Genomic DNA, 13938 nt, shown 5'->3' with positions numbered 1-13938 from the left:
CCTCCTGCCTGGGGGGGGCAGGCGTGCGCAGCGCGGGCCGTGGGCAGCCGCGGGCGGGCTGCGAGGCGCAACGGGCCGGGCGCGGAACGTCGGGCGCCACAGGCCAATTTCTGCGGGGTCGGCCGGGCGGGCGGTGGGCGGCGGGCGCTTCTACAGGGGGCAGCTTGCACGCGGACGGCACAAGCTCGAACAGTGGCGATCCATCGCGCACACAGGGGGAGAGCATTGGCCGAAGACCTTGAGCAAGGATGGATGATCTCGGGCACAACGGATGCCGAAGAGATCGCCCACGGTATGCTGATCACGCTGAACGGAGACAGGAAGGTGATCACAGGCCAGGATCTACTGTTGTTCTCAGCGCCATCCGGCGCGCCGATCTATCTCACACCTGTGGGTGATCGGCCTGATGGTGGTGTCACCGTCGCTTTCTCGCCCCAGCCTTGGTTAGCCCTACACGGATGGCTTGAGCCTGCAGAGGATGGCAGGTGGCGGTTCCAGATGGAGCCTCACCACATCGAGTTGCTGAGGCGGTGGCCCAGGTCGTAGGGGCGCCGACAATGAGGGGCGTGGGGGGCGCGTGCCCTTTAGGGCCGCGAGCGCCCCTCACACCCCGCCAATGTGAGCGCCAAGCCAGTGCTGGTGAGCGGGTCGTGGGTGGCTGTGAGCAGCAGTCTGCAGTGTAGGAGATTGTAAGCGCCGATTGTGAGCAGATGGCGCCGAGGCGTGAGAAAGCGACTGCAGGGTGGCCCTCACACGTTGGACGGTGCCACGATGCCGGGCCCCGCAGCCGTGATGCCGAAGCATGGTCCTATAGGTGCCACAGCCTGCAGGGGCGGGCTCGGGGTCGCCTGGGGCGCCCCGACCCGCCTTCGCCAGGACCATAAGCAGCTGTGCGGTCCTGGCTGAATAAGGCGCGCCGGACGGACCGGATGCCATGGGGCGCCGGCCGCCGGAAGCTCACGGCAGTGCCGAGGCGGCACATGCCGTGAACAAGCGTCAGCGCTGACGTTTCCTGCCAATCCTCTTTCGAGCCTGAGCCCGAGGGGCGTCAGCGACGTCAGCACCCTCCCCTATAGGGAGGGGTGCGCTGACGCTTCGCGCTGACACTTTGCCCCCGTCAGCGCCGATGCCTTGCTGACGGCCCGCTGACGCCTCGCTGATGCTGACGCTATTACCATCGAGAACGACATCACCGGCGCTGATGAGCAGGCGGTGGACCTTAGACCACGCCTGGCGCTTGGACGCCGGGGTCCGGTCCACGAACCGCAGCATCGTGGCGTACCGCCAGTCATCCAGGGAAACGACCCCTCGGCCGGCGAGATCGCTTAGGGCAGCCAGCGCCGTATCGGCGTCGGGGGGGCGCCGATGAACGACTCTCATCCTCCCTGCGCCGCCGTACGCATCATCGGCAGCCTCGGCCTCGACCACATCGAGCCCGTCATCGGCCTTCCGAACGACCATGCAGAACGCGAACTGCTGACCCTCGGCAACAGCGTTGGCCTTGGTCACGGTGGCCTTGCGATCGGCGCCCGAACCCCGGACTCTTAGTTCCATGTCTACCGCCCCGAGCAGGGCTGTAGAGCCGCGCATGGCCGCCGAGCTCTTGTCGAGGTGATGCAGGACCAACAACGCCGCGGTCGGGATTTCCTCCAGGATGCGAGCCATGCCCTCCGCGGCGAGGCCCATGTCACGGCTGGAGTTCTCGTCGAGACCGCTGAAGCATCGCGCGGCCGTGTCCAACACAATGAGCCGGATCGGCAGGGGCTCGTCCGCTGCGACCACGTGAACCCCTTCGATGAGCTCCTCGACGCTGATCGGATCGGCAAGTTGCGGGCGAGCGCTCGATACGTAGAGGGCGGCGCCCGGAGAGGCGGCAGAGCGAAGCCGCCGCTCGACCTCGGCGGCTCGCTCAGCAGCGACGTAGACCGTGGCCCCGCGCCGAACTGATCGGCCCAGAAAGGGTGTTCCATCGGCAAGCGTCCGAGCCATGAGCGTGGCCAGCGCGCTCTTCCCAGAGCCCGGGGCCCCGGCGAGGGCGATGATCTCACCCGCCGCGGCGAGGCCGGCGATCAACTCCGAACGCGGGGGGCGAGGGGGCAGACGGTCCACGCGGTGGAAGATGGTGCCGACGGCGGGGCGTTGCCTACGTGGCCGGGCGCCGTCGAACTTGGTCAGCGGGGTGAGTTCGGAAGATGCGGGAGGGGGCACCGGGGTCATAGTCATCCGCGGCGCCCCGCCCGCAACTGGCCGGCGAGCATCTGTCCGACCATCGCTTCTTCGAGGGCGTTGAGTTCGGCTTCGATCTGATCCGGCGTCAGACCGAGGGCGAGCCGCGGCGACACGAGCGGCGTCAGCACGTCGCGGCGGAACGCGGCGGCGCGTTGCGGTCCTGGCGGCACCGCTCGGAACATTGCCACGAGGTCCGCCACGAGCCGCCGGTCGCGGGCCAGCGGCAGGGCCACGATGCGCGAACCCGACTTGATGAGCCGGGGCGACGGCGGGGCCAGCGGCGAGCGGGGGCGCTTCGGCTTACGCTCGGCCTCGACCGCCGTGACGCCGCTGAACAGTGGAAGGTCGGAAAGGTCCATCATGCCTCATCCTGCCGTTCCATCAGATCCCCCAGCGTGGGACTGTAATCCAAGCTTTCAGTGTCCATCTGATCGCGTAATTCAGACGGTCCAAGGCGTCGGTCCCGAATACGTTCAACTTCTTCCATGAAGGATGTTCCAGCGGCATATATTATTGTGCGCCGCCGACGGCATCCGATTGATTTGAGGGCGTTGTCAAATTCAGTCCAATACAATGCCCAGATGAAATCTCCGGTTCTATAAATTAAGTCTCCGTCTTTGTATTCTGTGCATGCTTCTTGGGCTCGTTCTACAGCGTGCTGTTCGCATATCTGTGTCCATGCATCCTTCGGTGCTGGTCGGAGCCGTTGAATCAGATCCGCCGTGCCGCCCCCTGGGCAAGCCGCTTTGAACCGGGCGTAGCGCTCATCACTCATGCCGAAGGCAGCTCTCATGGCGGCATCAAAGGCTACATCAATCTGATGTATGTTCATGATGGCCTCCTCAAACAGCATCCGCCGGCAGCGCCGGCGCTGAGCGAGGCTTCCGCTCCAACACCGGGCGGCTGGCAAGGAAAGCCTCCCAGTCCGCCTTGAGGATCAAGGTGCAGCCGCCGTGCTTCCGAGCGGTCAGCTCACCTTCAGAGATGGCGCTGTAAATGGCGCTGCGGCTTAGCGGGGAGTGTTTGGCGAGCGTGTCGATCCGCTCGGCTCCGGCTTCGAACATGGTTGGATCTCCTCGGACGGGATGCCGTCTGAGGGGTTGAAAGCACGAATTTCTGAGGCGCCGTGAGGCGGTAATTGATAGACCTGAAGCACCGAATTTTGCGCCTGTACGACGCGGATTTCTTCGCGAAGGTATGCAACTAGAGTTCGTGGGCTAAAATGATTTAGCCACGCAGCCTTCTTCTGAAGAGCGATGTTATCCGCAGCAGATGTGAAGACGTTGTCTTCTATTGCGATGCTTAATTTGAAAGAAGCATGCCCAATAAACGAGAGTGCGAGCCGAAATAGTGGCGTGGATGCCTCTTTGATACCCGCCACCTCGTTCGCTGGTAGAATGAGATCCAGTCCGTATAAATCTGCCATGCGGCAAAGTTGGCCCATTGCCCTCGATAGGGGGCGAGATTTCTTGCGGCCGCGCTTCGCAGCAAATCTTATTTCCGCTTGGCTGAGTGCTGTGAAATGATTACGGCACTCCCTTAGAAGATTTTCCGTTTCCTGTAGTGTTATGGGTCGATCTAGTTCCGGACCGTAAAATTTAGACAGAATTGTGCGAAGGCCAGCGAAAGTTGATTGCCATTTATCGCCATAAAGCCATTCGCTTTCATGTAGGTTTTCGCTAACATAATCTTGTATGACCCGTGACGGGTCCGAAGCTGCGCGACTTAGTATTTCAATTCTTGTTTTGATGTTAGATCTGGATCTTATTTCTTCTATGATGTCCGATGCGAGTGTGTTTGCAGAGCGCTCATACCAGCTTATAAAATGCTCGTTACATTGAATCCCTGTTGATTGGCAAAGGTTGTCCACAGCTGCTTCGGTTATGAAGTTCCTAGCCGAATTTTCAGCTGCGTATATAGCGGCGATGTATTCCAAGCTGTCGAAGTCCCAATCTTCGGCGCTGCTCTTTTTCATCGCGGTCACGCTGCCGCACTACTCTTGGAGCGCATCGTGGAAAGATTACTGATGCCGTTGGCATCTCTAATTCCGAGGTTGGGGAATGATGCTCTGATGGTGTCGGCTACATAATTTGGCGCCAGGTGCGCGTAATGCCGTTCAGTCATCCGGGTGTCAGCGTGGCCCAGCTGTGTGGCGATCACCTGCATCGGCACGCCCTTCATAGCCAGCGCGCTGCCGTGCGTGTGCCGAAGGACGTGAAAACCGGCCGCTGGCACGATGCTGGCGCGGCGGCAGCTCTCGACCATCGGGCGGATCTGGTGGCTCATGCCCCACGGCCGGCCGTCCTCGTGGGCGAACACCAGCGACGAGCCTGGCCGCCCGGCCGTCAGGTCGCGGAACAGCCCCCTCGCCTCGTCGGTCAGCACCACATGCCGGCCCTTGCCGCCCTTGCCGCGCCGTACCGAAGCGGTGCCGGCGTCGAGGTTCACATCCGAGACCTTGAGGCGGCCGAGCTCTCCATAACGCATGCCAGTGAGCAAGGCGCCTTGGACAAGGCGCCGGAACTCCGGCTCCGCGGCATTCACCAGGCGTCGGCACTCATCTTCGGTAAAGAACCGCACCACGGGCGCATCGACCTCCCGGAAGGGTTTGACTGCCCGCCAGGCTGCATCGGACTGGGCGTGCCGCTCCGCGAAAGCATGGTTGAGCGCGGCCTTTAGGATCGTGAGGATCCTGTTGGCAGTGGCGCGCCGGGCGCGCACTGCCTCCGGGTCATCATCGATCTCCGCGAGCTGCTGTTCCTTGCCAGCCTTCGTGCGGAGGCGACGGGCCGCGCCAGCGAGCCCGTGGTGCCAATCGCGCATCTTCCGGGTAGTCAGCTTGTCGAGGGCGACCTTTCCGAGCGTCGGCCGTACGTGAACGTTGGCGGCCGTCCGGGTCGCGTTCTCGCTCTTGCCCCCTTTGGCGACGTAGTTGGCCAGGTATTCATCAAGCGCGTCGCCGACTGTGTACGGCCCGGCGCGTTGCTCGAGCGCACCAAGATCCCGGCGCTCTTCGGCCTGCCACCAGGTGCGGGCAGCCGCGAGGGCGTGACGGAAACCCAGCACCTTCACGCCATCGGCATCGGTCTCGTCGTCGGCGACGCCCAGCGTCGTCTCAAGGTACCGGGTGCCGACGTAGCGCCGCGCTCGCCACACCCCTCCCCGATCGCCCCGGCGGTAGCCCAGTTGCAAGCCGCCTTCGATCGAGCGCCAGTAGGGCTTGCGGGATGGCGCCAGCCGCAGCCGGGCGGCGCGAGTATCGAGCGTTGCCTCACGGAGTGTGCGGGACATGCGTGGCCTCGAATGACCCCAAGTTTGGCCTAATAAACGTAGGCGAACAAACGGGGACTGTTTCGAACACCATCACACTAAGTGCTTGATAACGCAATATCCGAGCACGTCCGGCAATGTCCCGGAACGTCTGACTAGTGGCTCTTTCACGGCGAAAACACGGGTTCGATTCCCGTAGGGCGCGCCAGGTAGTCCAAGCACTTAGCCTAAATCGCTGTAGCTGGTGTCCAGTTCGTGTCCCGTCGAGCGAGCCGGACAGACTCGGACGCTGCTGGATTTGGTCGGCCATCAGCCTGGCGCCCATTCATACTGACGAAGTGCTGCTCACACCCGCTGTGCGGCCGTTTGCTTGGAATGGATCCAGGTCGAGGCATGCGGGTGTCTGCTTTCGACACCAGAGCAAATCCAGCGTTTCGACCAGGTTGGGCCGGAAGCCGTCCGGCTGGTTCTGGCGGCACGAGGCCTCGAACCGGACATTTTCAGCGTTCGCGCTTTCAGTTCCGAAGCATCACCGTCCGCTGACGCTTGAATTGCCTGCACGGGCTTCCGGCAGGATTGCAGCCGCTGTGGCGACGCTGCCTCGTCCGCTGATGTCTGGCGCCAAAGCGGACGGGCTCTTCGGCAAGCGGGACTTCATCCACGCGATGGAGCGGACGCCATTCAAGGCCGGACCAGGCGGCGGCCAACCGCGCCGATCGAACACCGTGGGCCATGCGACAGCGGGCCCGAGCAGCGTGTTGACAGATTGTATGACGATATGATCATTATCGCCACGCGGCTGTGATTCATCCGCGCGCGAGAACCGAACAATCGGCCGCCTGGAGGAAAGACCTGGATGGGCGCTGAGATCTATAGGATCTACGCGATCAAATATGCGCATCATCACCGCATGGCGCGCGATAATTTCATCGGCGGAGACATCCACGATGGACCGATGCCGATCGACTATTTCGTCTGGGTGATACAGGGCGCCGGGCGAACAATAGTCGTCGATACCGGCTTCGATCGGGCGATGGCCGAAAAGCGCGGACGCGCGATCGTCCGCTCGGTCGAACAGGGCCTGACCCGCATCGGGGTCGATCCCGCCGAGGTCGAGGACGTTGTCCTGACCCACCTCCACTACGACCACGCCGGAAATCACCACCTGTTCCCGAAGGCCCGCTTCCACGTCCAGGAGCGGGAGATGGCCTTCTGCACCGGCCGGTGCATGTGCCACGCCGGGCTGCGGCACCCCTTCGCCGCCGAGGACGTGAAGGCGATGGTGGATCGCCTGTTCGAGGACCGCGTCCGCTTTCGCGAGACGACCGACACCCTCTACCCGGGGATCACCCTCCATCGGGTCGGCGGGCATTCCGACGGCCTGCAGATCGTCCGCGTGAACACGGAGCGCGGTTGGGTCGTGCTGGCCTCCGACGCCGCGCACTTCTTCGCCAACATCGGCCGGGAGCTGGCCTACCCGGTCGTCTACAACCTCGGCGACATGTTCGAGGGCTACCGGACCGTCCGGCGATTGGCCGGGTCCGAGGATCGCATCGTCCCGGGACACGACCCGCAGGTTCTCGCCATCTACCCTCCGGCGTTTGACGACGCCGTCGGCTGGATCGCGCGCGTCGACCTGCCCCCGACCACCTCACCGACCTATTGAACGGAGGATTCCATGATCGTCGAGATGCGCGTCTACTACTGCGCGCCCACGAGGCTGCCGGCGCTGCTGGAACGCTTCCGCGCCACCACACTCGGCTTCTTCCAGAAGCACGGCATCGAGCAGGTCGGCTTCTGGACCACGCTCGTCGGCCCGGACAACCATGCACTCACCTACCTGCTGAAGTGGGACGACATGGCCCAGCGCGAGGCGCGCTGGAACGCCTTTCAGGCCGACCCGGACTGGATCGCCGCCCGCGCCGAGACCGAGAAGGACCGGCCGATCGTCGCCCGGATCGAGAACACCTTCCTCACCCCAACGGACTTCTCCGCACTGCGCTGACAGGACCACGCGGCGCCGGGCTCGTCCGGCGGCCGCCAAGAGGACATCGACGGCATGGAACAGAACAGCATCGGCTTCATCGGTCTCGGCATGATGGGCGACCCCATGAGCCGGTGCCTCGCCAAGGCGGGGCACACGCTCCGCCTGCTCGATACGGATGCGGCGCGGACCGAGGCCCTCTGCCGGGACCTCGGCGCCACGACGCTCACCCGGGAGAACGCGGCCGGGCTCGACCTGCTCATCACGATGCTGCCGAACTCCGCCATCGTCGAGACGGTGCTGCTGGATTCGGGCTGGGCCGACGCGCTCCCGGCGGGTGCGACCGTGATCGACATGAGCTCGTCGGAGCCGGTGCGCTCCCGCGCGCTCGGCGAGACGCTCGCCGGGAAGGGGCTCGGCTATCTCGACGCCCCGGTCTCGGGCGGCGTGAAACGGGCGTCGGACGGCACCCTCGCCATCCTCGTGGGCGGCGAGGCCGACCTCCTGGCCCGCCGGCGTCCGGTGCTGGAGGCGATGGGCAAGTCCGTCCTGCATATCGGCCCGGCCGGATCGGGCCATGCCGCCAAGGCGCTGAACAACTTCGTCTCCGCCGCGGGCCTGCTCGCCACGGTCGAGGCGCTCCACGTCGCCCAACGCTTCGGCATCGCGCCGGAGGCCATGACCGACGTGCTCAACGCCTCGTCGGGGCGCAGCAACACCTCCGAGAACAAGGTCAAGCAGTTCATGCTCAGCGGCAGCTTCGCCTCGGGCTTCTCGCTGAAGCTGATGGACAAGGATCTCGGCATCGCCGGGGCTCTGGCGGAGTCGGTCGACTACCCGCTCGGCTTCGGCCGGCACTGCATCGAGACCTGGCACGCGATCGCCGGCGAAGTCGGGCCCGCGGCCGACCACACCGAGATGTACCGCCTTCTGGGCAAGGGAGCCTGAGACGATGGCGCTCCCGGACCTGAGCCGCTTCTACATCGACGGCACCTGGGTCGAGCCTGTCGCGGCCCGGCCGTTCCCGCTCATCGATCCCGCCACCGAGACGGCGTTCGGCACGCTCGCGCTCGGCAATGCCGAGGATGTCGACCGGGCCGTGCGCGCGGCCCGCGCCGCCTTCCCGGCCTTCGCGGAGACGGCGCCCGCCGAACGCGTCGCGCTGCTGCGCCGGATCCTCGCGCTGTTCGAGGAGCGGTCCGAGGCCTTCGCCGAGGCGATCCGGCAGGAGATGGGCTCGCCCATCGGCTTCGCCCGCACGGGGCAGGCGGCGCGGGGGCCGGCACATCTGAACGCGCTCATCGCGGTGATGGAGCGCTTCGCCTTCGAGGCGGACAGGGGCACCACGCGGATCCGGCGCGAGCCGATCGGTGTCTGCGGCCTGATCACCCCCTGGAACTGGCCGATCAACCAGATCGTCGTGAAGATCGCCCCGGCGCTCGCGGCCGGCTGCACCATGGTGCTGAAGCCCAGCGAGTACTCGGCCGTCAGCGCGACGCTGTTCGCGCAGGTCCTGCACGACGCCGGCGTCCCGCCGGGCGTGTTCAACCTCGTGAACGGGGACGGGCCGGGCGTCGGCGCCGCGATCGCCGCGCATCCGGGGATCGATATGGTCTCCTTCACCGGGTCGACCCGCGCCGGGGTCGAGATCGCCCGGGCCGCGGCTCCGACCATCAAGCGCGTCGCGCAGGAACTCGGCGGCAAGTCGGCCAACATCCTGCTCGACGACGTCGATTGGGATCAGGCCGTCCGGCGCGGCGTCGCGGCCTGCTGCACCAATTCCGGCCAGTCCTGCTCCATCCCGACGCGGATGCTCGTGCCCAGGGCCCGGATGGGCGAAGTGGCCGCCATCGCGGCCGAGGCGGCGTCCGGGTTCCGGCTCGGCCCGACCGCGGATCCCGAGACGAATCTCGGCCCGGTGGTCAACCGCACCCAGTACGAGCGCGTGGTCGGTCTGATCCGGACCGGCATCGCGGAGGGCGCGCGGCTCGTCGCCGGCGGCCCGGAGCGGCCGGACCACCTCGACCACGGCTTCTACGTCCGTCCGACGGTGTTCGCCGACGTGACCCCGGACATGACCATCGCGCGGGAGGAGATCTTCGGGCCGGTCCTGTCGATCCTCGCCTACGACGACGCGGAGGAGGCCATCGCCATCGCCAACGGCACGAACTACGGGCTCGCCGCCTACGTGCAGGGGCGGGACCGCGACCGGGCGCGCGCGGTGGCGAGGCGGCTGATCGGCGGGCAGGTCCACATCAACTACCCGCCCCCGGACCTGCACGCGCCGTTCGGCGGCTACCGCCAGTCCGGCAATGGCCGGGAATGGGGCGAGGCGGGCCTTCACGAATACCTCGAGACCAAGGCGATGATCGGCTTCGGGATCGACTGATCCGTCGTGGCGACGTGGGCCGGGTGATGCGGCCGGGATCGGCAACGGCCGTTCGAAACGTGGGAGTAGCGACATGTCCGACGAGAACGAGATGTTCGACAGGGGCTTCGACAACCGGAAGACCGTCCTCGGCGCGGCACACGTGGAGAAATCCTGGGCCAACGCCGATGCGTTCAACCGCCCGGTCCAGCGGCTGGTGACCGAGTACTGCTGGGGCGCGGTCTGGGGCGACGAGACGCTGCCGTTCAAGACCCGCAGCATGCTCAACATCGCGATGCTGACCGCGATGAACCAGCACCACGAACTCGCCGTCCACGTGAAGGGCGCGCTCACCAACGGCGTGACGAAGGACGAGATCCAGGCCGTGCTGATGCAGGCGCTCGTCTATTGCGGCGCGCCGGCCGCCCTGGCCGCCTTCCGGACCGCCTCCACGGCGATCGCCGACTGGGAGAAGGAGCACGGCGGCGCACGCTGATCCGGAGGACCTCCGCGCAGGGGGATCCTGCGCCCGAATCCCGACGCAGGCGAAGACCTGCGCGGCACGCCAACAGGGAGTAAGACGCCATGACGGTCACGTCGGCAGCACTGGCAACGGACGCGACGGGGGTGCCTGCGGCATCGTCCCAGTCGTTCGAGGAGAAGCGTCGAAGCGCCATCCGCGGCGCCTTCTTCTCCGAATACATCGACATGTTCGACATCTATCTGCCGGTGGTGGCGCTGGCGCCGGTGATGTTCCTGTTCCAGCCGAAGAACCTCTCCCCCCAGATGGAGACGGTGCTGGCGTCGCTGGTCTTCATCACCACGCTTCTCGGTCGTCCGATCGGCGCCCTGATCTTCGGTCTGATCGCCGACAAGGTCGGGCGCCGGGCCGCCTCGATCTACTCGGTGGCGGGCTTCGGCGTGATCACGCTGCTGATCGGGCTGCTGCCGGGCTACGAGACGCTCGGCCTGACCTCGTACATCCTGCTGGTGCTGCTGCGCTTCCTCGACGGGATCTTCCTCGGCGGCGGCTACACGGGGGCCATGCCGCTGGCCATCGAGTATTCGAAGAAGGACAAGCGCGGCTTCGTCGGCGGGTTGATCATCGCCGGCTTCCCGGCCGCCTACGTCAGCATCAACCTCATCACCATGCTGATGTTCTGCCTGTTCCCGCTCGACGGGCCCGGGTCGCCCTACACGGTCTGGGGCTGGCGCATCCCCTTCATCGTCGGCGCGGCGCTCGCCGGCCTGCTCGCCCTCTACTACGTCCACAAGGTCTCGGAATCGGAGGTCTGGAAGAAGGAGGCCGTCGCCGGGGCGGTCCAGGCCGAGACGTCGCCCATGTCGGGACTGCTGACTGGGAAGGGCGGGCGCGACCTCCTGCAGGTCCTGCTGCTGATGACCGGCTTCTGGATGACGCAGAACATCATCACGATCTACATGCCGACCGGGCTGCTGGTGAAGACCCTGCACCTCAGCGGCTTCGCGCTGACCGCGACGCTGATGATCTGCTACACGATTCTGTTCTTCAGCTACATCGGCTCCGGTCTTCTGGGACAGGCGATAGGCCGCCGGCGGTTCTTCGTGATCGCCGGCCCGCTGATCGCGACGGTCGGAGCGTACATTCTCTACACGTTGACCGTCACGCCCGAGATGGCGTTCGGCACCCGCGTGATGCTGGTCAGCCTCCTGGCGGTGCTCGTGACCTCGCCCTGGGGCGTCATCGTCACCTACATCAACGAGCGCTTCGCCACGGACGTCCGCGCCACCGGCTTCGGCATCGGCTTCAGCCTCTCCGTGGTGATCCCGTCCTTCTACGCGTTCTACATGGACTGGCTGAGCGCGCTGATGCCGCTGGCGCTGACCCCCGTGGCCCTGCTGGCCGTCGGCGGCCTGATCGGCACCGTGGGCGCACTGATCGGGCCGGAGACCAAGGACGTGGACTTCGGCACCGGCCACTGAGCCGGCCCGTGCCCAGGACCCGACCAAGGGAGGATTCGAGAATGGACGAGAACCGGATCGGCTTCATCGGCCTCGGCAACATGGGCGGCCGCATGACGCGGCGCCTGGTCGAGGCGCGTATCGAGGTCATGGGTTTCGACATGGACCCGAACGCCGCCGGCCGCTGGGGCGCGACCCCCGTCGCGTCCATCGCCGCGGTCGTCGCTGCAGCGGACGTCGTCCTCCTGTCGCTTCCCGACAGCAAGGTCGTCGAGCGCGTCGTCCTGGGGGATGGCGGGGTGCTCGCCAGCTGCCGGGCCGGCCAGATCGTGGTCGACCTCAGCACGGCCGCCGCGAGTTCGACCCGCCGCATCGCGGGGGCCCTCGCCGAGCGGGGGGTCTCCTATGTCGATGCCGGAATCTCCGGAGGTGCGGCCGCGGCCGAGACCGGCACCCTGACGCTCATGGTCGGCGGCGAAGGGGATGTGATCGGCCGGCTCGCCTGGGTGTTCGCGCCGATCGCCCGGAAGGTCGTGACGATGGGCGGTTCCGGTGCCGGCCACACAACCAAGCTGCTCAACAACTTCCTGAACGCGGTCAGCCTCGCCGCCACCGCGGAGGTCATGGTCGCGGGCAGGAAGGCGGGCCTCGACCTGCACCGGCTCCTGGAGGTGCTGAACGCCTCCAGCGGCGTCAACTTCGCCACGCTGAACCGTTTCCCGAAGATCGTCGACGGCGACTACCTGGAAGGCGGCCTGACCGGCAAGCTGATGACCAAGGACGTCGTCCTCTACACCGATCTCCTGCACGAACTCGGCGTCGCCTCCTTCAACGCGGCGGGCCCGATGGCGAGCTTCGGCCTCGCGACGGCGCTCGGCTACGGCGACGTCATCTCCAACCGCGTCGTCGATGCCATCGGCGACGTCTCCGGCGGCATCCGTCTCCACGACAACTGAGAGGTCGACATGAAGATCTTCCACGGCAGAGAGCAGAGCGCGAAGTCCGAGAGCCGCGGCCCCACCTTCACGGGGCAGGTCTGGGCCGATCCGGTGATGCCCACGACGGAGGGCGTCACCATCAACAACGTGTTCTTCACGCCGGGCGCGCGCACCTTCTGGCACACGCATGCGCAGGGGCAGATCCTGCAGGTGACCGCCGGAAAGGGCTGGATCTGCGTCGCAGGCCGGAAGGCCGAGGCGATCCGGGCCGGAGACACCGTCTGGATCCCGGCGGGCGAACGGCACTGGCACGGCGCGGCCGTCGACAGCTACCTGATGCATACGGCGATCTCCCTCGGGAAAACCGACTGGCAGGACGAGGCGGTCGAGGCCGACTATGCGGAGGCCACGTCGTGAGGGGCGATCATACGGAGATCGACACCCTCCGGGCGACCGTGACCGAACAGATCGGCTACTGGGACGAGAGCCACGGGGCGCTGGCGGACCTGTCGCCCGGCTTCCTCGACGCCTGGGCGCGTTTGGCGATGGTGCCGGTGCGCAAGAACCACCTCGGCGCCAAGGACCGCGCCCTGATCGCGCTCTCGGCGTCCGCCGCCGCGACGCACCTGTACGCGCCCGGCGTCCGCCGTCAGGTCCGCAACGCCCTGGACGCCGGCGCGACGGCCGACGAGATCACGGAGGTGCTCGCGCTCACGGCGACGCTCGGCATCCACGCCTGCAACATCGGCGTGCCGCTGCTGCTGGAGGTGCTGGAGGAGGCCGGCCAAAGGACGGGACCCGAGCCGCTGACGCCGCGACAGGAGACGCTGAAGGCCGACTTCACGCGCGACCGTGGCTACTGGCACGCGTTCTGGGACGGCCTTCTCGAACTCGATCCGGACCTGTTCGCGGGATATCTCGACTTCTCCGCCTATCCCTGGCGTCACGGCGTCCTGACGCCGAAGATGAAGGAGTTCGTCTACTGCGCGTTCGACGCCGCCGCGACGCACCTCTACGTGCCGGGCCTGAAGATGCACATGAAGAACGCGCTCGGCTACGGAGCGACGAAAGAGGAGATCATGGAGGTCCTGGAGATCGTCAGCCTGATCGGAATGCACGGCGCGGAACTCGCGGCTCCCATCGTGCGCGAGGAGCTGGCGGCGCGGAACCGAGATTGACAACCCCGTCGGCCGATCGGACACGGACAC

Annotated in this window: 14 protein-coding genes; 9 read left to right on the top strand and 5 right to left on the bottom strand. The window is 66.2% G+C overall.

Features of this window, described 5'->3' with window-relative positions:
* Positions 1-996: 996 nt before the first annotated feature.
* The 5 genes from AAHG09_RS16075 to AAHG09_RS16055 form a co-directional block, all read right to left on the bottom strand.
* The gene (locus AAHG09_RS16075; protein WP_342108435.1) at positions 997-2217 is read right to left on the bottom strand and encodes an AAA family ATPase; all 1221 of its coding nucleotides are present in this window, start codon (positions 2215-2217) and stop codon (positions 997-999) included.
* Positions 2218-2219: 2 nt separating this feature from the next.
* On the bottom strand, positions 2220-2591 hold the full coding sequence (locus tag AAHG09_RS16070; protein WP_342108433.1) for a hypothetical protein: 372 nt from the start codon (positions 2589-2591) through the stop codon (positions 2220-2222).
* A complete protein-coding gene (locus AAHG09_RS16065; RefSeq protein WP_342108431.1) occupies positions 2588-3061 on the bottom strand; it encodes a hypothetical protein in 474 nt (157 codons plus the stop codon). The genes AAHG09_RS16070 and AAHG09_RS16065 overlap by 4 nt, the downstream gene beginning before the upstream one ends.
* A 177-nt stretch (positions 3062-3238) precedes the next feature.
* Entirely contained in the window at positions 3239-4213 is a 975-nt protein-coding gene (locus AAHG09_RS16060) for a hypothetical protein (protein ID WP_342108430.1), read from the bottom strand.
* Positions 4210-5520 carry a tyrosine-type recombinase/integrase gene (locus AAHG09_RS16055; protein WP_342108429.1) on the bottom strand — a complete coding sequence of 437 codons (1311 nt, stop codon included), beginning with the start codon at positions 5518-5520 and terminating at the stop codon, positions 4210-4212. Before AAHG09_RS16055 ends, AAHG09_RS16060 begins: the two co-directional genes overlap by 4 nt.
* Positions 5521-6355: 835 nt before the next feature.
* On the opposite strand from AAHG09_RS16055, the gene AAHG09_RS16050 reads away from it, so the two are divergent.
* The 9 genes from AAHG09_RS16050 (at position 6356) to AAHG09_RS16010 (ending at position 13908) form a co-directional block, all read left to right on the top strand.
* Positions 6356-7165: an N-acyl homoserine lactonase family protein gene (locus tag AAHG09_RS16050; RefSeq protein WP_342108428.1), complete on the top strand. Its 810-nt coding sequence runs from the start codon at positions 6356-6358 to the stop codon at positions 7163-7165.
* Positions 7166-7177: 12 nt separating this feature from the next.
* Positions 7178-7504: an NIPSNAP family protein gene (locus AAHG09_RS16045; protein ID WP_342108426.1), complete on the top strand. Its 327-nt coding sequence runs from the start codon at positions 7178-7180 to the stop codon at positions 7502-7504.
* Positions 7505-7558: 54 nt separating this feature from the next.
* A complete protein-coding gene (locus AAHG09_RS16040; RefSeq protein WP_342108425.1) occupies positions 7559-8431 on the top strand; it encodes an NAD(P)-dependent oxidoreductase in 873 nt (290 codons plus the stop codon).
* A gap of 4 nt (positions 8432-8435) precedes the next feature.
* Positions 8436-9872, top strand: a complete 1437-nt coding sequence (locus tag AAHG09_RS16035) for an aldehyde dehydrogenase family protein (RefSeq protein ID WP_342108424.1) — start codon at positions 8436-8438, stop codon at positions 9870-9872.
* 73 nt (positions 9873-9945) lie between these two features.
* The gene (locus AAHG09_RS16030; protein WP_342108423.1) at positions 9946-10347 is read left to right on the top strand and encodes a carboxymuconolactone decarboxylase family protein; all 402 of its coding nucleotides are present in this window, start codon (positions 9946-9948) and stop codon (positions 10345-10347) included.
* A gap of 89 nt (positions 10348-10436) precedes the next feature.
* Positions 10437-11813 carry an MFS transporter gene (locus tag AAHG09_RS16025; RefSeq protein WP_342108420.1) on the top strand — a complete coding sequence of 459 codons (1377 nt, stop codon included), beginning with the start codon at positions 10437-10439 and terminating at the stop codon, positions 11811-11813.
* Positions 11814-11854: 41 nt separating this feature from the next.
* On the top strand, positions 11855-12748 hold the full coding sequence (locus AAHG09_RS16020) for an NAD(P)-dependent oxidoreductase (RefSeq protein WP_342108419.1): 894 nt from the start codon (positions 11855-11857) through the stop codon (positions 12746-12748).
* Positions 12749-12757: 9 nt separating this feature from the next.
* Positions 12758-13147, top strand: coding sequence for a cupin domain-containing protein (locus AAHG09_RS16015; RefSeq protein WP_342108418.1), 390 nt, complete (start codon positions 12758-12760; stop codon positions 13145-13147).
* Positions 13144-13908 (top strand): carboxymuconolactone decarboxylase family protein, encoded by a 765-nt coding sequence (locus AAHG09_RS16010; RefSeq protein ID WP_342108417.1) that lies wholly within the window; start codon positions 13144-13146, stop codon positions 13906-13908. The genes AAHG09_RS16015 and AAHG09_RS16010 overlap by 4 nt, the downstream gene beginning before the upstream one ends.
* Positions 13909-13938 lie beyond the last annotated feature (30 nt).

It is taken from the genome of Methylobacterium guangdongense, from assembly GCF_038442355.1.
Taxonomy (GTDB): domain Bacteria; phylum Pseudomonadota; class Alphaproteobacteria; order Rhizobiales; family Beijerinckiaceae; genus Methylobacterium; species Methylobacterium guangdongense.
The sequence above is the reverse complement of the archived record's forward strand: the minus strand, read 5'-3'. Positions and strand labels throughout refer to the sequence as shown.

What these genes read in the sequence shown, in the direction of transcription:
- AAHG09_RS16075 (WP_342108435.1), bottom strand. Translation starts at nt 2,217, where the DNA reads ATGACCCCGGTGCCCCCTCCCGCATCTTCCGAACTCACCCCGCTGACC.
- AAHG09_RS16070 (WP_342108433.1), bottom strand. Translation starts at nt 2,591, where the DNA reads ATGATGGACCTTTCCGACCTTCCACTGTTCAGCGGCGTCACGGCGGTC.
- AAHG09_RS16065 (WP_342108431.1), bottom strand. Translation starts at nt 3,061, where the DNA reads ATGAACATACATCAGATTGATGTAGCCTTTGATGCCGCCATGAGAGCT.
- AAHG09_RS16055 (WP_342108429.1), bottom strand. Translation starts at nt 5,520, where the DNA reads ATGTCCCGCACACTCCGTGAGGCAACGCTCGATACTCGCGCCGCCCGG.
- AAHG09_RS16050 (WP_342108428.1), top strand. Translation starts at nt 6,356, where the DNA reads ATGGGCGCTGAGATCTATAGGATCTACGCGATCAAATATGCGCATCAT.
- AAHG09_RS16045 (WP_342108426.1), top strand. Translation starts at nt 7,178, where the DNA reads ATGATCGTCGAGATGCGCGTCTACTACTGCGCGCCCACGAGGCTGCCG.
- AAHG09_RS16040 (WP_342108425.1), top strand. Translation starts at nt 7,559, where the DNA reads ATGGAACAGAACAGCATCGGCTTCATCGGTCTCGGCATGATGGGCGAC.
- AAHG09_RS16035 (WP_342108424.1), top strand. Translation starts at nt 8,436, where the DNA reads ATGGCGCTCCCGGACCTGAGCCGCTTCTACATCGACGGCACCTGGGTC.
- AAHG09_RS16030 (WP_342108423.1), top strand. Translation starts at nt 9,946, where the DNA reads ATGTCCGACGAGAACGAGATGTTCGACAGGGGCTTCGACAACCGGAAG.
- AAHG09_RS16025 (WP_342108420.1), top strand. Translation starts at nt 10,437, where the DNA reads ATGACGGTCACGTCGGCAGCACTGGCAACGGACGCGACGGGGGTGCCT.
- AAHG09_RS16020 (WP_342108419.1), top strand. Translation starts at nt 11,855, where the DNA reads ATGGACGAGAACCGGATCGGCTTCATCGGCCTCGGCAACATGGGCGGC.
- AAHG09_RS16015 (WP_342108418.1), top strand. Translation starts at nt 12,758, where the DNA reads ATGAAGATCTTCCACGGCAGAGAGCAGAGCGCGAAGTCCGAGAGCCGC.